The organism is Nocardioides sp. Z40_12 (genome assembly GCF_058215795.1).
In genome coordinates, this window is sequence record NZ_JBZAJA010000009.1 from 64,345 (window position 1) to 82,468 (window position 18,124).

Consider the following 18,124-nt stretch of genomic DNA (forward strand, 5'->3'; position numbering starts at 1 on the left):
GATGTCGGTAAACAAGGAAGGGCCTCCATGAACCGAGTCACTTAGGTACGGTGGGCGGGCGGCCGTGGGTCGCCATCCGTCCCCTGGGAGTCCCGTGATCCTCACCCCGCTCTGCCCCCTGCGCTGCGTCGCGCCCTCGTCTCGCTCCCGGACGGGGGAGCGCGGTGGTGCCGGCACCCCCGTGGCGGGCGGCCGGGTGTGCTGATCCAGCTGCTGCGCGACCGCCTGCGGCCCTACCGCTGGGCGTTGCTGGCCGTCGTGGTCTTCCAGGGGGTCGGCGTGCTGGCCGCGCTCTACCTGCCGAGCCTCAACGCCGACATCATCGACCGAGGCGTCACCACGGGCGACACCGGCTACATCGTGCGTACCGGGGGAGCCATGCTCGCGGTCGCTCTGCTCCAGGGCATCGGCTCGGTCGGCGCCGCCTGGTTCGGGGCACGGACCGCGATGAGCGTGGGACGCGACCTGCGCGGTGCGCTCTTCCACCAGGTGGGTGGCTTCTCCGCCCGCGAGATCGGGCAGTTCGGCGCCCCCTCCCTCATCACCCGGACCACCAACGACGTGCAGCAGGTCCAGATGCTCGTCGCGATGTCGTGCATCATCGCGGTCACCTCACCACTGATGATGGTGGGTGGCGTCGTGATGGCGCTGCGGGAGGACCCCGGCCTGGGCTGGCTGCTCGCCGTCGTGGTCCCGGCGCTGTTCCTCTCGGTCGGGCTGGTGGTCAGCCGCATGGTCCCCAGCTTCCGTCTGATGCAGGTGCGCATCGACGCGGTGAACAGGATCCTGCGCGAGCAGATCGCCGGCATCCGCGTGGTGCGCGCCTTCGTCCGGGAGCCTTACGAGACCCGGCGGTTCGCCCTGGCCAACGACGAGCTCACCGACGTGGCCGTGCGCGCCGGCCGGTGGATGGCCACGCTGTTCCCCCTCACCATCTGGGTGGTCAACCTGGGCAGCGTCGCCGTGATCTGGTTCGGCGGCCACCGGGTCGACACCGGCGAGACCGGGGTCGGCTCGCTCATCGCGTTCCTGTCCTACCTGATGCTGATCATGATGAGCGTGATGATGGCGACCTTCATGCTGATGCAGATCCCCCGGGCCGCCGTCTGCGCCGACCGGATCACCGAGGTCCTGCGGACCGAGACCTCCTTGGCGGCACCGGCTGAGCCGCTGCCGCTGGACCCGGCCCGGCGCGGCTGGGTGGACCTGGAACGCGTCTCCTTCGCCTACCCAGGCGCCGCCGACCCGGTCCTGCACGCCGTCTCCTTCTCGGCACGCCCCGGTCAGACCGTGGCCGTGGTGGGCTCCACCGGCTCCGGGAAGACCACCCTGGTCAACCTGGTGGCCCGTCTGGTCGACGTCACCGGCGGGGAGGTCCGCGTGGGGGGCCACGACGTACGCCGGCTGGCGCCGGAGACGCTCTGGGCCGAGATCGGTCTGGTGCCCCAGAAGGCCTGGCTGTTCAGCGGCACCGTCCGAAGCAACCTGTTGCACGGCCGCCCCGGCGCGACCGACGAGGAACTGTGGGCCGCCCTCGCGATCGCCCAGGCCGACGACTTCGTGCGGGCCCTCCCCGAAGGGCTGGACGGCCCCGTCGACCAGGGTGGGACCAACTTCTCCGGCGGCCAGCGCCAGCGCCTGGCGATCGCCCGCGCGGTGGTACGACGTCCCGCGCTCTACCTCTTCGACGACTCCTTCTCCGCGCTCGACGTGGCCACCGACGCCCGGCTGAGGGCGGCGCTGCGGCCGGTCACCCGCGACGCGACGGTCCTCGTGGTGGCCCAGCGGGTCTCCTCGATCACCACCGCCGACCAGATCGTCGTCCTCGACGACGGCCGGGTGGTCGGCCTGGGCACCCACGCCGAGCTCCTGGACGACTGCCCCACCTACCAGGAGATCGTCGCCTCCCAGCTCGGCACCGACGAGGGGGCGCTGGCATGAGTGGCACCGCGGACGGAGCCCTGGGCCGGGTCACGGAACGACCCGGCCGCCCCGAGGGACTGAAGAAGACCGAGCGGATCGCCGGCCCCGGCCCCGGTCACGGTCACGGGCCCGGCGGCGGCATGGTCGGTCAGAAGGCCCAGAGCTTCGGCGAGTCCGGCAAGCGGCTCGTGGGGCTGCTCCGGCCCGACCGGGTGACCGCGTCGTTGGTGGTGGCGTTCGCGGTCCTCTCGGTCGCCATGACCGCCGCCGGGCCGCGGATCCTGGGCCGCGCCACGGACCTGGTCTTCACCGGGGTGCTGGGCAAGAGGTTCGCGCCCGGCACCCCCGAGTCCGAGCTCCCCGAAGCCATCCGGGGCCAGGGCGTGGTGCCCGGCGCGGGGGTCGACTTCGGCGCCGTCGGCCAGGTGCTGCTGATCGCGGTGGGCGTCTATGCCGCCGCGTCGCTGCTGGCCTGGCTCCAGGGCTACCTGGTCAACGACGTGGTGCAGAAGACCGTGCGGCGGATGCGTGCCGGGGTGGAGGAGAAGATCCACCGGCTGCCCCTGGCCGCGATCGACAGATCCTCGCGCGGCGAGCTGCTCAGCCGGGTCACCAACGACATCGACAACGTGAGCCAGACCCTGCAGCAGACGATGAGCCAGCTGCTGACCGCGGTCCTGACGCTCTTCGCGGTGCTGGCGATGATGTTCGCGATCTCCCCGACTCTGGCGCTGGTCTCCCTGGTCTCGGTGCCGCTGTCGCTGGTGCTCACCCGGGCCATCATGAAGCGCTCCCAGGGCAGGTTCGTCGCGCAGTGGCGGCGTACCGGCGCGCTGAACGCCCAGGTGGAGGAGGCCTTCTCCGGCCACGCGCTGGTGAAGGTGTTCGGGCGCCAGGAGGAGATCGAGCGGACCTTCGCCGAGGAGAACGAGGAGCTGTTCCGGGTCAGCTTCGGGGCACAGTTCATCAGCGGGCTGATCATGCCGACGATGATGTTCGTGGGGAACATGCTCTACGTGGTGATCGCCGTGCTGGGCGGACTGCGCGTGGCCAACGGGACGCTGACGCTGGGGGAGGTGCAGGCGTTCATCCAGTACGCCCGCCAGTTCAACCAGCCGCTGAGCCAGGTCGCCTCGATGGCCAACCTGCTGCAGTCCGGCGTGGCGTCGGCCGAGCGCGTCTTCGAGCTCCTCGACACCGAGGAGGAGCCTGACGACCCGCCGCCGTCACCGGCGAGCATCACCAGCGGTGAGGTGGTCTTCTCCGACGTCTCCTTCGCCTACGACCCCGAGCGGCCGCTCATCCGCCACCTCTCCCTGATCGCCCGCCCGGGGCAGACGGTGGCGATCGTCGGGCCGACGGGGGCCGGCAAGACCACCCTGGTCAACCTGTTGATGCGCTTCTACGACCTGGACGGCGGCCGGATCACCATCGACGGCCACGACATCTCCCGGCTGCCGCGCGCCGAGCTGCGCGGGCGCATCGGGATGGTGCTCCAGGACTCGTGGCTCTTCAAGGGCACGATCCGCGACAACATCGCCTACGGCCGGCCCGAGGCCGACGACGCGCAGGTGCTGGAGGCGGCCCGGGCCACCTTCGTCGACCGCTTCGTGCACTCGCTGCCCGAGGGGTACGACACCGTCCTGGAGGAGGAGGGGTCCAACCTGTCGGCGGGCGAGCGGCAGCTGATCACCATCGCCCGGGCGTTCCTCGTCGACCCGGCGCTGCTGATCCTGGACGAGGCGACCTCCTCGGTCGACACCAGGACCGAGCTGCTCCTCCAGCAGGCGATGGCCGCCCTGCGCACCGACCGTACGTCGTTCGTCATCGCCCACCGGCTCTCCACCATCCGCGACGCCGACCTGATCCTGGTGATGGAGGCCGGCGCCATCGTCGAGCAGGGCACCCATGACGAGCTGATCGCCGCCCGGGGGGCCTACGAACGGCTCTACCGCGCGCAGTTCGAGGCCGCCTCCGGCTGACCGGGCCTAGGCATCACACCTAGGGGAGGCGTACCCGCAGGAAGCGCGGGCGGTACTCCATCGGGTCGGCCAGCACCTCCCCGAGCGAGGTGCGGTTGCGGCTGTAGGACACGACCACGCTGCCGGGGCGGGGCAGCAGGTCGGGGTGGGCCAGCGGCATGTACCGCAGGTGCCCGGTCTCGACGTCGGAGGGCAGGTCGGCCACCGCCGTGCCCTGGTCGAAGGGACCCCACGGGTGGGGCGCGGTCCACACCACGACCTGGGAGCCCAGGAACTCGTCACGCTTGCTCAGCGCGTACCAGGTGCCGTCGCGCTCGAAGACCGACAGCGTCTGCGATGTCCCGCCCTGGGCGCCGACGAGCTCGACCGCGTCCTTTTCCTCGGCCGACCAGCCCACGCCGTCCCAGTAGCGCCAGGCGTCGAGGTCCTGGACCTGGTCGGGGCGGACCCGCGCCACCCGGAGCGAGTAGCCGAAGGTGAGGTCCTCGGGGCTGCTCGCAGTCCCGTAGACGTAGGCCCAGCCGTCTCGCACGACCGACGCCGCACCCCAGGTCGGCCGGGTGACGTCGGCACGGTCCGGGCCGAGGTCGGTGACCGAGACGAGCTGCGGCGGCCGGCCGGGCGCCACCACGAAGACGGCCACGGCGCCCCCGAGGTTCTCGAAGTCGAACGGGCCTGTGCCGGTCTTGCGGACCCGCTGGGCGGCAACGCCGACCAGGTCGTAGCCCGGCCGGGGGCTCACGTTGACCGACATCGGCCAGTAGCCGACCCTCTCCCCGTCCCGGTCCCCGAGCCCGGACCCGGATCCCGGGCGGTCCGGGATCACGGCGCCGCCGTCGGCGGGGAGCACCGCGTGGATGCATCCCCCGTCGAGCACCAGCATCGAGTTCCGGACGAAGGTCTCGGGGGTGTCCCCGACGCGGCGCAGGGTGTCGCCGAAGACGAGCAGGCGCCTCCCGTCCTGGAGGACCGCGCTCGCACCGACGTCGCCTCCCCGGAAAGCCCCGGTGCCGCGGACCTGGCGCGAGAGGCGGTTGAGGTCGGCGACCGAGTCCAGCCGGCCGGTGGCCACGCACCGGGTCTGGGTGGCGCCGTCAGCGACGGGTGCCGCCGCCGGGAGGTCCCCAGGGGTGACGAGCGTGAGCAGCACCGCCAGCAGCCCGGCGCTGGGAAGGACGAGGACCCCGACCCGCATTCGCCACGAGCGAGGGACCGACGGTCGGCGCGGCCGGTGGCGGCCGCCGGCGCCCGGCTCCGGTACACCTGCCTGGGGGGTGGCCACCACGCGCGTCCGCTCCCGACGGGACGCCACCAGGGCGAGGACGGCCACCGCGAACCAGGCGGCCAGCACCAGCCCGGCGCGCGCCACCCCGCCGCCCTCGAAGAGGGCCACCCCCTCCAGCGCTTGTCGCGTGGCTCCCGACGGGGTCCAGGCCTCGACCAGCCGCCACGGCCGGGGCATCAGGTAGGGGTCCAGGCCGACGAGCAGCGGCGTGGCCAGGACGACGAACGCGGAGAAGCTGAGCGCCATGCCGACCAGCCCCAGCAGGGTGCCGAGCGCCAGGGTCAGCACGGCGGGGAGCAGCATCACCGCCCCCAGGATCACGGCCAGCTCCGCCCGCTGCGTCCCGCTCACCGGGCCGAGCACCTGGGCGGCGAGCGTGCCCAGCAGCAGGCTCGCCACGGCGAGCACGGCCACTCGGCGCACGCCGTCGCGCAGCCGCGCCGGCGAGGGGCCGAGGAGCAAGTAGATCCCCATGGCGACCACCAGGCCGAGCACGCTGGCGGCGACGCCGACCCTGGACAGCGTCGTCCGGCTCACGTCGGAGGGCGAGGTCTCAGAGACGCTCAGGGTGCGGCCGTTGGCCCGCAGCACCTGCGCGACCTGCTCCTCGACGGCCTGGTTGAGCTGCGGTGCCCGGTGGCGGTGGAGGACCAGCTCGTCCTCGGTGTGCGCCAGGTCCATCACCAGGGCACCGACCACGCGGCCCTCGGCCACGTCCCGGACCGCCTTGTCGCGATCCGTCGCCGGGACCCCCGCCAGCGGGGCACCGGGGAGGTCGTCGGCCCGCTCCACCAGGGAGGTGCTCACGACCCCCGGAGCGACGATGGACAGGGGAGCGTCGTGGAGCCGGGGTCCGGCGGGCCCGAGGAGCAGGGCCACCACGGCGCCCTGCGCGAGGAGCAGGGCCACGCACAGCGCCAGCACCCGCGCGGGGACCGCGTGGGCCGGTCGGTCACGTCGTCCGGCATCCGCCACGACGGGGGCGGACGATCAGTCGGTGAAGGGAACGGCCTTGCGGACGGCCCGGCGTGACGACTTCACCCCGGACTTGGCCGCGCCCAGCACTCCCTGGCTGAGCAGGGTCAGCCCGGCACCCACCAGCCACACGTCCTTGGCCACCGCGATGCCGTCGGGGCTGGGGCGGATCCCGTCGTCCAGCGTCATCGACGGCGTCCGCAGGTACATGCCCACCAGGGCGGAGCCGAAGCCGGTCAGGGCCGCACCGGCCACCGTGGCCGGGACCATCGGGGCCAGCAGCGCGGCTCCCACGGCGATCTCGCTGTAGGCGAGGATCTTGGCGAAGCGCTGGGGCTCCATGTCCTCGAAGACCTGGGGGTAGGCGCCGGCGGCGGCGCTGTGGAGGTACTGCGCCGTGCCCTCGTCTGCACCCAGCTTGCCGATCCCGGAGTTGAGGATGAACGCGCCGGTGGCGACTCTGATCGGGACGTGGGTCGGGTGCATGGTGTCTCCTCGAGCGACGACGGGCTGACGGACTGTCCTCGACCATAGTCGCCGGGCCCGCACGCCGGACAGGAGCCGCCCGCCGCCCCGATGGCTCACGAGTCGGCCGGCACCATCTCGGCGCGGACCCCCAGCAGCCGGATCGGGCGGTCGTCGTGGAGCTCCTGGAGGAGCGCGAGCGCCGTCGCGAGGATGGTCTCCACGTCGTAGGTCGGGGCGGCCAGCTTGCGGACGCGGGTGGTGGTGAAGAACGGGGCGAACCTGACCTTGAGCCCGACCCGGGCACAGGGGCGCCCTTCCTTGCGGATGTCGGCGACCACCTGGGCGGCGAGGGCGGCGAGGGCTGCACCCACCTCGTCGGGGGAGACCAGGTCTCGCTGGTAGGTCGTCTCCCGTCCGTGGGCCCGCGGCACCCACGGGGTGTCGTCGACCCGGGTGCGCCCGCGCCCACGGCCCGCACGACCGTAGTGGGGCCCCATGGCCGGGCCGAACTCCGCCACCAGGACCTCCTCCGGCGCGGCGGCGAGCTCGTGGACCGTGGTGATCCCCAGGGCCTTCAGCCGCGCCGCGATCCGGGGTCCCACGCCCCACAGCGCGGTGGTGGGGCGCTCGCCCATCACCTTGGACCAGTTCTCCTCGGTGAGCCGGAACGTCCCCTGCGGCTTGCCGAAGTCCGTGGCGATCTTGGCGCGGAGCAGGGTGTCGCCGATGCCGACCGAGCAGTGGAGCCCGGTGGCCTCAAGCACCTCGGCCTGGAGCTGCCGGGCGGCCGCCTCCGGATCGTCGGTGTGCAGGCCCACGAACGCCTCGTCCCAGCCCAGCACCTCCACCACGGCGCCCGGGTGGGCCCGCAGCGTCGCCATCACCGTCTCGGAGGCCGCCTCGTAGACGGGGCGGTCCACGGGCAGGAAGACCGCCTGGGGGCAGCGTGCGAGGGCCGTGCGCAGCGGCATGCCGGAGCGGATGCCGAACTGCCGCGCCTCGTAGGAGGCGGTCGAGACGACGGCGCGCTCGGTGGGATCGCCACGTCCCCCGACCACGAGCGGAAGGCCGGCCAGCTCCGGGCGCCGGAGCAGCTCCACGGCCGCCAGGAACTGGTCCATGTCGACGTGCAGCACCCACTCAGCGCCTGCCATGGAGGCACCGTAGCCCTCAGTGCCATCGCGGGGTGGGGGCGTTGAGCTGGTACCGGACACCGACCATCCGGATGGCGAAGCAGAGGAGCGCGCCGGCCACCGCCGCGACGGCGCCGTAGCGGCCAGCCTGCTCGGCGAGCGCGACCACCAGCGCCCCGGCCATCGCGGGGATGGCATAGAGCTCGCTGCGCAGCACGACCGGGACCCGGCCGAGCAGCACGTCGCGCAGCGTGCCGCCGCCCACCGCCGTCACGGCGCCGAGGATGACCGCCTGGGCCAGGCCCACCCCCGCGCCGAACTCCAGTGCCTTGCTGGCCCCGGTGACCGCGAAGAGGCTCAGGCCCGCGGCGTCCAGCACCAGGACCGTGCCGACGAAGCGGTCCAGGTGCGGTCCGAAGAGGAAGGCGATCAGGCTGCCCGTCGCCGCCACCGCCAGGTAGCGCCAGTCGAGGAACGTGGCCGGCGGCTGCGAGCCGAGCAGCACGTCCCTCAGGATCCCGCCGCCCAGGGCGGTGAGCATGCCCAGGGTGAGGACCCCGACCAGGTCGAGCCGGGCCACCCGGATCGCGATCAGAGCGCCGTTGAGGGCGAAGGCGAAGGTGCCACCGAGCTCGAGGGCGAGGAAGAGGTGTGAGGGGCCCATTGCTCAGGTGTAGCACCAGCCCCGCTGGAGATGCCGCCCAGACGCGCGGGCCCGGGTAGCATCGCGCCGCGTGAGCGTCGAGACGAACCCCAGCCCAGTGTCCCCGACGGGAGTCGTCCGGCAGCTCGACCTGGTCCTGAAGGGCCTGCTGCTCCTGATGCTGGCCTTCACCGTGATCGACCCGGCGTGGGCCAACCTGGAGGGCAAGGCTGCCGAGGCGCGCTCCATCGCCTACCCGATGCTGGCCTTCACGGTGCCCGTGCTGTGGTGGGTCTTCTGGCGCGACCGGGCGCCGTTCCCGTGGCTCGCCGACCTGCTGGTCACCGTCACCTGCTTCTCCGACGTCCTCGGCAACCGGCTGGACCTCTACGACAAGATCGTCTGGTTCGACGACTGGATGCACTTCTTCAACCTGGTGCTGATCGGGGCCGCCGCGGTGATGCTGAGCCTGCCCCGCGGCACCAGCCTGGGCCGGTGCCTGGAGCGCTCGCTCGCCATCGGCTCGACCGGGGCGGTCGCGTGGGAGATCGGGGAGTACTTCGCCTTCATCAGCGGCTCGGAAGAGCGTCGCTTCGCCTACGTCGACACGCTGGCCGACCTCGGCCTGGGGGTGGTCGGGGCCGTCGTCGGCGCCGTGGTGGTGCACGGGTCGTGGCGCCGCGGGCTGGCGCTGCCGTCGGCTCCCCACCCGGCGGCCCTGGGTTCGGCCACCAGCGTGGTCACCGGCAGGTAACCTCGCGCGGTGACCTCCCTGCGACGCCTCGTCAACCGCGCCCTGCACCGGGCCCACGAGCTGGTCGAGTGGTACGGCGCCATCGCCCCGGGGACCGACCGGGGCGACGCCTTCGGCTCCCTGGGCCCGGGCAGCTGCGTGGCGTTCCCGCCCGGCTCCCTGATGGGGCTGGAGTCGGTCCACATCGGGGAGGGGACCCTGGTGGGCCGGGGCTGCACCCTCTCGGTCGGCTACACCGCCGACGACCCGAGCCGTCCCGAGCGGGGGCTGGTCATCGGGGACAGGTGCGTGGTCGGCGCCCGCTCCACGCTGACGGCACACGAGTCGATCGTCCTGGGCGACGACGTGTGGTTGGGCCAGGACGTGTTCGTCTCCGACGCCTCCCACGGCTACCAGGACCCCGAGACCCCGATCGGCATGCAGCTGGGCGCCCACCAGCCGGTGCGCATCGGGTCGGGGAGCTGGATCGGCCACGGGGCGATCGTGCTCCCCGGCACCGAGATCGGACGCAACGTGGTGGTCGGCGCGGGCTCGGTGGTGCGGGGGATCGTGCCCGACCACTGCGTGGTGGTCGGGGTGCCCGCCCGGGTGGTGCGACGGCTCGAGCCCGGCGTGGGCTGGGTCGCCGCCGGCGACGCGGAGGACGTGCGTCCGGCCCACTCAGCCGACGAGGTCGCGGCCGCCCTCGACACCCTCGAGGAGAGCCACCCCGCGCGGACCCAGCTGCGGGAACGGCTACGAGCCGTCGCCGGCTGAGGAGTCGAGCACCAGACGCACTGCGCCCTCGCGCCGCGGGTCGGCGGCCGCCTGGAGCCGCCCGTCGGGATGGGCGAGGGCCACGCCGACCCCGCCGTAGTACATGGACAGGGCCGACTCGACCTGGACCTCCTCCTCGGGCGTCCCAGCCCGGTGCACGTGCACCCGCGGGTGGTGGACAGCCTCCTGGAGACCCATCCCGCCCACGAACCCGGCCAGCACCTGCACCACGGCGGTGGAGATGCGACTCGCCCCCGGGGAGCCGACGGCCAGCACGGAGCCGTCGTCGTGCCTGGCCACGGTCGGTGCCATGTTGGACTGGAGACGGGTGCCGGGCGGGGCCGCGTGCAGGCCGCGCGCGTTGAGCTCCTGCTCGCCGAGGCTGTTGTTGAGCCAGATGCCGGTGCCCTCCCCGACCATCCCGGAGAAGTAGCCCGACGACACGGTGACCGCGCAGGCCCGCCCGTCGCTGTCGGCGGTCGAGACGTGGGCGGTGGAACCCGAGCCGAGCACCTCCGGACCGGTGCCGTCGAGCATGGCCAGGAGCTCCTGCGCGGCGGCCTCGGGGTCCTCGGCCCGGTCGAGATGGGCGTGCCGGTGGCCCAGCACCGCCCGCTGGACGCGGATCAGCCGGGCCACCTCGTCCTCGTCCCACCCGTGGCGCGGCCGACCGTCGAGCAGGCGGAGCATCGCCGCCACGCAGACCCCGCCCACCGACGGCGACGGCGTCGTGGAGAGGACCCACGGACCGGTGCGCTGCAGGATCGAGGTCCTGGTCAGGGGCCGGTAGGTGGCCAGGTCCTCGGGCCCGAGGAGGCCGCCCCGAGCCCGCACGTCGGCGCCGATGGCCTGGCCCAGCTCGCCGGAGTTGAGGGCGTGCGGGCCGGAGCGGGCGATCAGCTCCAGGGAGGACACGAGGTCCGGGATGGCCAGCGGGTCGGTGGTGAGGTTGCCCTGGGAGTCGTGGATCGTCGCGGCGCTGACCGGGTCCCAGCCGAAGATGCTCTCGTGGACGTACTCCAGGTAGTAGCGGGAGGCCGCGCCGAGCCGGAACCCGTGGCGGGCGACCTCCACTGCCGGGGCGACCACCTCGGACCAAGGAAGTGCGCCCTCGCGGGCGTGCGCCTCGCCCAGGGCGAGGACCGCGCCGTGGACGGCCACGGAGCCGGGCCCGATGGTGATGTCCACGCCGCCGCCGTACTGGCTGTGGACGTCCCAGGTCCCGGTGCCCGGGGGAACGTCGAGACCGCGGCCGGGCATGTCCATCCAGCCGTCCACGGTGTAGGCGGCCCGGTCGCCCGGCGGCTGGACGGTGACGAACCCGCCCGAGCTGAGAGAGACGAGCCCGACCTCGTTGACCATCGTGACCAGGACGGCGGCCACGGCCGCGTCGACGGCGTTGCCGCCCAGGCGGGCGACCTGCTCCCCGGCATCGGCCGAGGCCTCGTTGGGAGCGGCGATCGCGACGTCGGTCATGGGCAGCACGCTAGTCGCCGCTGGCACCGGTTCCGCGGCCCGGCGGCGGGTCGGGCTCCGGCACGGGTCCGAACCGGCGGTTGCAAGCCGGTCCGGCGCAGGTGAGCAGCTCGTCCCGGCGCGCCCGCAGCTCGGCGAGGACCGGCCCGTAGGCCGGGTCCGCGGCGCGGTCGACCAGCTGGAAGGGATCGACCAGCAGGTCGTGGAGCACCTCGCCGCTGCCGTCCTCGCGGGAGCCGTAGAGGTATCGGTCGGTGCGGACGCCGCGCACGTCCCAGCCGTCCCCGTCGCTGCGGCCCGTCTGCACCAGCAGGGTGTCTCGCGCGGGCGCTCCGGTCGCCGGCCCTGGGGTGAGGGACGGATCGCGCAGCAGCGGCGCGAGGGAGACCCCGTCCTGGAGTCGCCGCGGCTCCACCTGGGCCAGGTCGGCGAAGGTGGCCGGCAGGTCGACCAGGGTGACCGGGGTCGTGGAGACCGAGCCGGGCGGGACGTCGGGGCCGGCGACCAGCAGCGGAACCTGCAGGGCCTCCTCGAGGAGCATGTTCTTGCCCACCCGGCGGTGCTCGCCGAGCAGGTAGCCGTTGTCGGAGGTGAAGAACAGGTAGGTGTCCTCCCACGCTCCTGTCTCCTTGAGCGTCTCCACCAGGCTGGCGACCGCTCGGTCGACGGCCTGCAGGCTGCGGACCCGGGCCCGGAACTCGGCCCTGAGGTGCACGGGGCGCCGTACGGTCCGGCGCACCTCGACCCGGCCGCGGGCGTCGACCTGGTCGCGGTTGAAGCTCGGCTTGTCGAAGGACGGCGGCCGGAGGCCGGCGAACCGGCCCCGGTCCTGCGCGGCGGCCGGGGGTGGGGTACGCCGGCCCCGCTCGTCGAACCGGTAGTGCGGGGCCAGGTGCCAGGACAGGAGCAGGAAGGGCTCGTCGGTCGCCGCGAGCTCCCGGACCATCCGGTTGGTCGTGTCCTCCAGGACCTCGGTGACGTAGGCGTCGCGGTAGGGCTGCTCGCCCCCACCGACGTCGAGGCTGAAGTTCCGGTAGTCGTAGATGCCGCGGCTCAGGGCGGCCCAGCGGCTCCACCCGGGCTGCGCGCCGTCGCCGGGCCCGTACTTGTTGAGGTACTTGCCGACGAAGGCGGTGCGGTAGCCGGCGGCGGCGAACCAGTCGCCCAGGGTCCTGGCCGGGTCCATGGAGTCGAAGCCGCCGTGCGGCCCGTTGTTGTGCCGCACGCCGTTGTTCTGGGCGTACTGCCCGGTGAGGAGCTCGGCGCGTGCCGGGCAGCAGAGGGGGTGGGGGGAGAGGGCGTCGGTGAACTCCATCCCCCCCTCGCCCAGGGCCGCGCGGGTCAGCGGCATCCACCGCAGCTCGGCGTCGGACTGGTCGTCGGTCATGACCAGGACGATGTTGGGCCGGTCGGCCGGCTCGCCGCCGGCCGCGTCGCGCGGCTCGGCGCCGGTGCGGTCGGCCACGGACGCGCCGAGTCCCGCGAGGAGGACGAGAGCGGCGCCGGTCGCGACGTGCTTCCAGGCTCTGGGCATGACGACGTGGAGCTTCCCGCCTCCGAAGTGGTTCCGGTCGACCCGGGCGGCCGGGCCGAAGACGCCAACCATACGGCGAGGTCGCTAGAGTGACCCCATCGTCTGCCCGGATCCGAAGGAATGCCACACAGCTCATGGACGGCCCTCAAAGTAGCCATCCCTTCCCGCCCTCGATCGTGAGCGGTCCCGCACGCCCCGGCCCTGCCCGGGTCCGGCGCGGAGGTGTCCCGCGGTGACGCCGTGGATCCTCCTGTCGGTCTCGCTGCTGCTGATGATCGCCTGCGGGCTCTTCGTGGCCGCGGAGTTCTCGTTGGTCACCGTGGACCGCAGTGCCGTCGACCAGCTCGTGGAGCAGGGCGACGGGGGAGCGGTCGGGGTCCAGCAGGCGTTGCGCACCCTGTCCACCCAGCTCTCCGGAGCCCAGGTGGGCATCACCATCACCAACCTGGCAATCGGGTTCCTGGCGGAGCCGGCCGTCGCCCAGCTGGTCGACGGACCGCTGCTGGCGCTCGGCACGCCGGAGTCCTGGGTGACCCCGCTGGCGGTGGCGCTGGGGCTCGTCCTCTCCACCTTCTTCACCATGCTCGTCGGCGAGCTGGTGCCCAAGAACCTCGCCATCGCGGTGCCGCTGGCGACCGCGCGGGCCACCCAGGGGTTCATGCGGGGCTTCACCACCGTGATGGCCTGGCCGATCCGGGGCCTGAACAACTCGGCCAACGCCATCGTGCGCCGGCTGGGCGTCGAGCCGCAGGAGGAGCTCCGCTCGGCGCGCAGCAGCCAGGAGCTCGCCTCCCTGGTCCAGCGCTCGGCCGACGAGGGGACCCTCGACGCCGAGACCGCTGAGCTGATGGAGCGCTCGGTGGAGTTCGGGACGCGCACCGCGGGGGAGATCATGACTCCGCGGGTGCGGACCACCAGCGTCGAGGCCGGCGACCGGGCCGCCGAGGTGATCGCGCTGGCCCGACAGACCGGTCACTCCCGCTTCCCGGTGCTGGACGCCGAGGACAACGTCGTCGGCACGGTGCACATCAAGCACGCCGTCGCACTCCCGGTGCACGAGCGCCCGACCACGCGGGTCAAGCACATCATGGTCAAGCCGATCGTGGTGCCCGACTCCCTGCGGCTCGACCCGCTGCTGGCGCTGCTGCGCCAGGACGGCTTCCAGATGGCGGTGGTCCTGGACGAGTACGGCGGTCAGGCCGGGATCGTCACCCTCGAGGACGTGGTCGAGGAGATCGTCGGCGACATCTCCGACGAGCACGACCGCCTGGGCGACCGGGCCCGCCGCCGCCGCGACGGGACGTGGTCGCTCTCCGGGCTGCTGCGCCCCGACGAGGTCGAGGACGCCACCGGGATCGAGCTGCCCGAGCACGAGGACTACGACACCGTGGCCGGCCTGGTGGTGCGCGAGCTGGGGCGGGTGCCGTCCGCCGGCGACACGGTGCACGTCGTCGTCCCGGTCCGTGACGAGGACGGCGAGGTCGAGCAGCGCCCGGTCACCCTCGCAGTGGAGCGGATGGAGGGGCTGCGGGTGGACCGGGTGTCCCTGACCCCGCCCTCCGCGGCGCCGGCCCGGACCGAGGGGGTCGACTCGTGAGCGATCTGGTCGCCATCCTCCTGGCCGTGCTGCTGCTCGGCCTCAACGCCTTCTTCGTCGGCGCCGAGTTCGCGCTCATCTCCGCGCGGCGCAGCCAGATCCAGCCGCGCGCCGAGGCCGGCTCCGCGATGGCCCGCACCACCCTGCGGGCGATGGAGCAGATCTCGGTCGTGATGGCCGGTGCGCAGCTCGGCATCACCATCTGCTCGCTAGGTCTCGGTGCCGTCGGCGAGCCGGCGGTCGCCCACCTGCTGGAGCCGCTCTTCGCCCGGCTGGGGGTCCCCGAGGGCCTGGTGCATCCGGTCGCGTTCGTCATCGCCATGACGCTCGTGGTCTACCTGCACGTGGTGCTCGGCGAGATGGTCCCCAAGAACCTCGCCATCGCCGGGCCCGAGCGCTCGGCGCTGCTCCTGGGCCCGCCGATGATGGTGGTGGTGGCCCTGCTGCGCCCGGTGATCGTGACGATCAATGCGTGCGCCAACGCCATCCTGCGGATGCTGCGGATCGAGCCGAAGGACGAGGTGACCTCCACCTACACCCGCGAGCAGGTGGCGGCCCTGGTGGAGGAGTCACGCGGCGAGGGGCTCATCGAGGCCCACGAGTACGACCGCCTCGCCGGCGCCCTGGGCTTCACCGAGAAGTCGGTGACCTCGGTGCTGATGCCGCCCCGGAGCCTGACCACCGTGCCGCGGGGGAGCACCGTGGCCACGGTGGAGGAGGTCTGCGCCGCCACCGGCTACTCCCGCTTCCCCGTGGAGAGCGAGGACGGCGACCTGCTCGGCTACCTGCACATCAAGGACGTGCTGGAGACCGACGAGGCCCGACGCCAGCGGGTGGTGGACGACAAGTGGATCCGCCCCTTCGCCACTGTCCGTCCCGAGGTGCCCCTGCACACCGCGCTCGAGGCGCTCCAGCGACGCGGCGCCCACATGGGCCGGGTCATCGGCCGGGACGGGACGCTGCTCGGGCTGGTCACGCTCGAGGACGTGCTGGAGGAGCTGGTCGGGGAGATCCGGGATGCTGCGCACCACGACGAGCCGGTGTGAGCGCGGGGCTGGAACTGCTGGATAGGGTTCACCGGGTGTGGACGGTCCCGAACATCCTCAGCCTGCTGAGGCTGGCGAGCATCCCGGTCTTCCTCTGGCTGGTCCTCGGACCCGAGGCGGACGGCTGGGCTCTCGCGCTGCTGATGCTCTCCGGCATCACCGACTACCTGGACGGCTACCTCGCACGGGTGCTGGACCAGCGCTCCGAGCTCGGTGAGCTGCTCGATCCCGTCGCGGACCGTCTCTACATCCTCGCGGTGGTGGTGGGGCTCGCCCTGCGCGACGTCATCCCCTGGTGGGTGGCCCTCGCCCTGCCGTTGCGGGACCTGGCGCTGTGGGGGCTGGTGCCGCTGCTGCGGACCAGGGGCTACACCTCCCTGCCCGTGCACTTCCTGGGCAAGGCGGCGACCTTCAACCTCCTCTATGCGTTCCCGCTGCTCTTCCTGGGCGAGGGCGACGGCGTGGTGGCGACGCTGGCCAACGTCTTCGGCTGGGCCTTCGCGCTCTGGGGGATCGGCCTCTACTGGTGGGCCGGGCTCCTCTACGCCTGGCAGGTCCGCACCCTGCTGCTGACCACCCCTCCCCTCCCGCGGCCGGAGGCACGACGATGAGCGACCCCCCGGAGCGGAAGTCGGCCCCCCTGCCACAGCACGTGACCCTCCCGCTGCTCTCCCTGATCACCGAGCAGTCGATGGACGAGGACTACCAGCACGCCGCCGAGCGGCGGCGGCAGCGGCCGGTCCCCGAGGACGCCGACCAGCACCGCAGGCGGCGTCTGGTGACGGCGGCGGTGGTCGGTGTCTTCGGGGTGCTGGTGGCCGTCGCGGCCGTCCAGACCTCGCGCAACGCCGACGTCGACGCGCTGGGCCGGGCCAGCCTCGTCTCGCGGATCCAGGAGGGGCGCACCGACGTGCGCGAGCTCCAGGACAGGGCGGGCGAGCTGAGGGTGAGCAACGCAGCCGCCGAGGAGGGCCTGCGCGGTCTGCGGGAGAGGGAGACCGAGGTCAGCCAGCGGGTGAGCCGCCTCGGCGTGCGCACCGGCTACCTCGCGGTGCGCGGCCCCGGCGTCCGGGTGACGGTGGACTCGGCCCCGGGGGCGGTGGGTGACGACGTGCTCAAGGACGACGACCTCCTCTTCCTGGTCGACGGTCTCTGGGCCGCCGGCGCCGAGGCGATCGCGATCAACGGGCAGCGGCTCACCGCGCTCTCCTCGATCCAGAACTCGGCATCGGCGATCCACGTCAACGTGCGGCCGCTCTCGCCGCCCTACGTCGTCTCGGCCATCGGTGACCCCGACACGCTGGAGGCGAGGCTGCTGCGCACCACCCACGGCGCGGTGTTCTACGCCTTGGCGCGTTCGTTGGAGTTCGTCTTCGAGATCGAGGATGATGACGACATCGAGCTGCCGGCGGCGCGCATGCGACCGCTGCCGAACGCCCGTGAGCGCGGGCCCGAGCGGTCCGCACAGATGAAGGAGATGGGACAGTGATCGCCGCCCTCGGGTTGCTGCTCGGCATCGTCGCGGGGCTGCTGCTGCAGCCCGACATCCCCCAGGGGCTCGAGCAGTACCTGCCGATCGCGGTCGTGGCCGCCCTGGACGCCGTCTTCGGCGGCCTGCGCGCGTTCCTCGACGGCATCTTCGACGACAAGGTCTTCGTCGTCTCCTTCGTCAGCAACGTCGTCCTGGCCGCGAGCATCGTCTTCCTCGGCGACAAGCTGGGCGTCGGCAGCCAGCTCCAGACCGGGGTGATCGTCGTGCTGGGCATCCGGATCTTCTCCAACTCCGCGGCGATCCGCCGCCATCTCTTCCATGCCTGAGCCGGACGGCGCCCGCGAGCGGCTGAGGGGCGCCCTCAAGAGACCCTCGCGCTCACAGGTGGTGGTCGCGGTCCTCCTTGCGGTCCTCGGCTTCGCCGCCGTCGCCCAGGTGCGCAGCACCGAGCTGGACGACACCTACGCCGGGCGGCGGGAGGAGGACCTGATCGAGATCCTCAACGGCCTGACCGGCACCTCCGACCGGGCCCGGCGCGAGATCGCCCGGCTCGAGGGGGAGCGCCGCAACCTGCAGACCGACTCCAACGCCCGGCAGGCGGCGCTGGAGCAGGCGGCCGAGAAGCTGAAGACCCTCAACATCCTGGCCGGGCTCGTCCCGGTGAGCGGTCCCGGGCTGCGCATCACGATCACCGAGGACGAGACGCCGGTGCGCACCGACCGGCTCCTCGACATGGTCCAGGAGCTGCGCACCGCGGGCGCGGAGGCGATCGAGATCAACGACACGGTCCGCCTCGTCGCGCAGAGCTCGTTCGAGGAGGTCGACGGCGTCGTCACCGTCGACGGCGTGCCGCTGGAGCCCCCCTACGTGATCGAGGCCATCGGCGAGCCCGGCACCCTGGCGGGCGGAGTCAACTTCCCCAGCGGCCCGATCGCGGCGCTGCGCGGCCAGGACGGCGCCGAGGTGGCCATCGAGGAGCCGGGCCAGATCGTGATCGAGTCGGTCCGCGACCTGCCCCGGACCGACTTCGCCGGTCCCGCGCAGGGGCAGTAGCCTCGAC

Annotated in this window: 16 protein-coding genes; 10 read left to right on the forward strand and 6 right to left on the reverse strand. The window is 73.0% G+C overall.

The genetic code is table 11. From position 1 onward, the window contains the following. The first annotated feature begins 198 nt into the window (after nucleotides 1–198). A complete protein-coding gene (locus tag AC4BG9_RS16290; protein WP_490572167.1) occupies nucleotides 199–1,941 on the forward strand; it encodes an ABC transporter ATP-binding protein in 1,743 nt (580 codons plus the stop codon). Beyond that, the gene (locus AC4BG9_RS16295) at nucleotides 1,938–3,905 is read left to right on the forward strand and encodes an ABC transporter ATP-binding protein (RefSeq protein WP_490572168.1); all 1,968 of its coding nucleotides are present in this window, start codon (nucleotides 1,938–1,940) and stop codon (nucleotides 3,903–3,905) included. The genes AC4BG9_RS16290 and AC4BG9_RS16295 overlap by 4 nt, the downstream gene beginning before the upstream one ends. Before the next feature lie 19 nt (nucleotides 3,906–3,924). On the opposite strand, the gene AC4BG9_RS16300 is transcribed toward AC4BG9_RS16295, so the two are convergent. The 4 genes from AC4BG9_RS16300 to AC4BG9_RS16315 form a co-directional block, all read right to left on the reverse strand. Next, complete coding sequence (locus tag AC4BG9_RS16300) at nucleotides 3,925–6,099, reverse strand: DUF5005 domain-containing protein (RefSeq protein ID WP_490572169.1); 2,175 nt, start codon at nucleotides 6,097–6,099, stop codon at nucleotides 3,925–3,927. Nucleotides 6,100–6,180: 81 nt separating this feature from the next. Further along, nucleotides 6,181–6,651: a hypothetical protein gene (locus tag AC4BG9_RS16305; RefSeq protein WP_490572170.1), complete on the reverse strand. Its 471-nt coding sequence runs from the start codon at nucleotides 6,649–6,651 to the stop codon at nucleotides 6,181–6,183. Between the two features lie 95 nt (nucleotides 6,652–6,746). After that, the gene (locus tag AC4BG9_RS16310) at nucleotides 6,747–7,787 is read right to left on the reverse strand and encodes a DNA polymerase IV (protein WP_490572171.1); all 1,041 of its coding nucleotides are present in this window, start codon (nucleotides 7,785–7,787) and stop codon (nucleotides 6,747–6,749) included. Nucleotides 7,788–7,803: 16 nt separating this feature from the next. Continuing rightward, complete coding sequence (locus AC4BG9_RS16315) at nucleotides 7,804–8,430, reverse strand: trimeric intracellular cation channel family protein (protein WP_490572172.1); 627 nt, start codon at nucleotides 8,428–8,430, stop codon at nucleotides 7,804–7,806. 70 nt (nucleotides 8,431–8,500) lie between these two features. On the opposite strand from AC4BG9_RS16315, the gene AC4BG9_RS16320 reads away from it, so the two are divergent. Further along, nucleotides 8,501–9,163, forward strand: a complete 663-nt coding sequence (locus AC4BG9_RS16320) for a DUF2238 domain-containing protein (RefSeq protein ID WP_490572173.1) — start codon at nucleotides 8,501–8,503, stop codon at nucleotides 9,161–9,163. Between the two features lie 9 nt (nucleotides 9,164–9,172). Further along, nucleotides 9,173–9,919, forward strand: coding sequence for a DapH/DapD/GlmU-related protein (locus AC4BG9_RS16325; protein WP_490572174.1), 747 nt, complete (start codon nucleotides 9,173–9,175; stop codon nucleotides 9,917–9,919). Here the strand turns inward: AC4BG9_RS16325 and AC4BG9_RS16330 are convergent. Beyond that, nucleotides 9,899–11,395, reverse strand: a complete 1,497-nt coding sequence (locus AC4BG9_RS16330) for a gamma-glutamyltransferase (RefSeq protein ID WP_490572175.1) — start codon at nucleotides 11,393–11,395, stop codon at nucleotides 9,899–9,901. The genes AC4BG9_RS16325 and AC4BG9_RS16330 overlap by 21 nt on opposite strands. Before the next feature lie 10 nt (nucleotides 11,396–11,405). Further along, nucleotides 11,406–12,929, reverse strand: coding sequence for a sulfatase family protein (locus AC4BG9_RS16335; protein WP_490572176.1), 1,524 nt, complete (start codon nucleotides 12,927–12,929; stop codon nucleotides 11,406–11,408). Nucleotides 12,930–13,161: 232 nt separating this feature from the next. On the opposite strand from AC4BG9_RS16335, the gene AC4BG9_RS16340 reads away from it, so the two are divergent. From AC4BG9_RS16340 to AC4BG9_RS16365, 6 genes are read left to right on the forward strand one after another with little or no spacing between them, the layout of a single operon-like run. Continuing rightward, on the forward strand, nucleotides 13,162–14,526 hold the full coding sequence (locus tag AC4BG9_RS16340; protein ID WP_490572177.1) for a hemolysin family protein: 1,365 nt from the start codon (nucleotides 13,162–13,164) through the stop codon (nucleotides 14,524–14,526). Next, complete coding sequence (locus AC4BG9_RS16345; RefSeq protein ID WP_490572178.1) at nucleotides 14,523–15,572, forward strand: hemolysin family protein; 1,050 nt, start codon at nucleotides 14,523–14,525, stop codon at nucleotides 15,570–15,572. The genes AC4BG9_RS16340 and AC4BG9_RS16345 overlap by 4 nt, the downstream gene beginning before the upstream one ends. Nucleotides 15,573–15,607: 35 nt before the next feature. Then, a complete protein-coding gene (gene clsA / locus AC4BG9_RS16350) occupies nucleotides 15,608–16,183 on the forward strand; it encodes a cardiolipin synthase ClsA (RefSeq protein ID WP_490572179.1) in 576 nt (191 codons plus the stop codon). Further along, the gene (locus AC4BG9_RS16355; RefSeq protein WP_490572180.1) at nucleotides 16,180–17,061 is read left to right on the forward strand and encodes a DUF881 domain-containing protein; all 882 of its coding nucleotides are present in this window, start codon (nucleotides 16,180–16,182) and stop codon (nucleotides 17,059–17,061) included. Before clsA ends, AC4BG9_RS16355 begins: the two co-directional genes overlap by 4 nt. Then, entirely contained in the window at nucleotides 17,058–17,390 is a 333-nt protein-coding gene (locus AC4BG9_RS16360; RefSeq protein ID WP_490572181.1) for a small basic family protein, read from the forward strand. The genes AC4BG9_RS16355 and AC4BG9_RS16360 overlap by 4 nt, the downstream gene beginning before the upstream one ends. After that, a complete protein-coding gene (locus tag AC4BG9_RS16365) occupies nucleotides 17,383–18,117 on the forward strand; it encodes a DUF881 domain-containing protein (protein WP_490572182.1) in 735 nt (244 codons plus the stop codon). Before AC4BG9_RS16360 ends, AC4BG9_RS16365 begins: the two co-directional genes overlap by 8 nt. The last annotated feature ends 7 nt before the right edge of the window (nucleotides 18,118–18,124 follow it).

Bases quoted from the DNA above. Each gene is read 5' to 3' on its own strand.
- AC4BG9_RS16330 (WP_490572175.1), bottom strand. From the start codon at position 11,395: ATGACCGACGTCGCGATCGCCGCTCCCAACGAGGCCTCGGCCGATGCC.
- AC4BG9_RS16355 (WP_490572180.1), top strand. From the start codon at position 16,180: ATGAGCGACCCCCCGGAGCGGAAGTCGGCCCCCCTGCCACAGCACGTG.
- AC4BG9_RS16335 (WP_490572176.1), bottom strand. From the start codon at position 12,929: ATGCCCAGAGCCTGGAAGCACGTCGCGACCGGCGCCGCTCTCGTCCTC.
- AC4BG9_RS16365 (WP_490572182.1), top strand. From the start codon at position 17,383: ATGCCTGAGCCGGACGGCGCCCGCGAGCGGCTGAGGGGCGCCCTCAAG.
- AC4BG9_RS16310 (WP_490572171.1), bottom strand. From the start codon at position 7,787: ATGGCAGGCGCTGAGTGGGTGCTGCACGTCGACATGGACCAGTTCCTG.
- AC4BG9_RS16305 (WP_490572170.1), bottom strand. From the start codon at position 6,651: ATGCACCCGACCCACGTCCCGATCAGAGTCGCCACCGGCGCGTTCATC.
- AC4BG9_RS16295 (WP_490572168.1), top strand. From the start codon at position 1,938: ATGAGTGGCACCGCGGACGGAGCCCTGGGCCGGGTCACGGAACGACCC.
- AC4BG9_RS16315 (WP_490572172.1), bottom strand. From the start codon at position 8,430: ATGGGCCCCTCACACCTCTTCCTCGCCCTCGAGCTCGGTGGCACCTTC.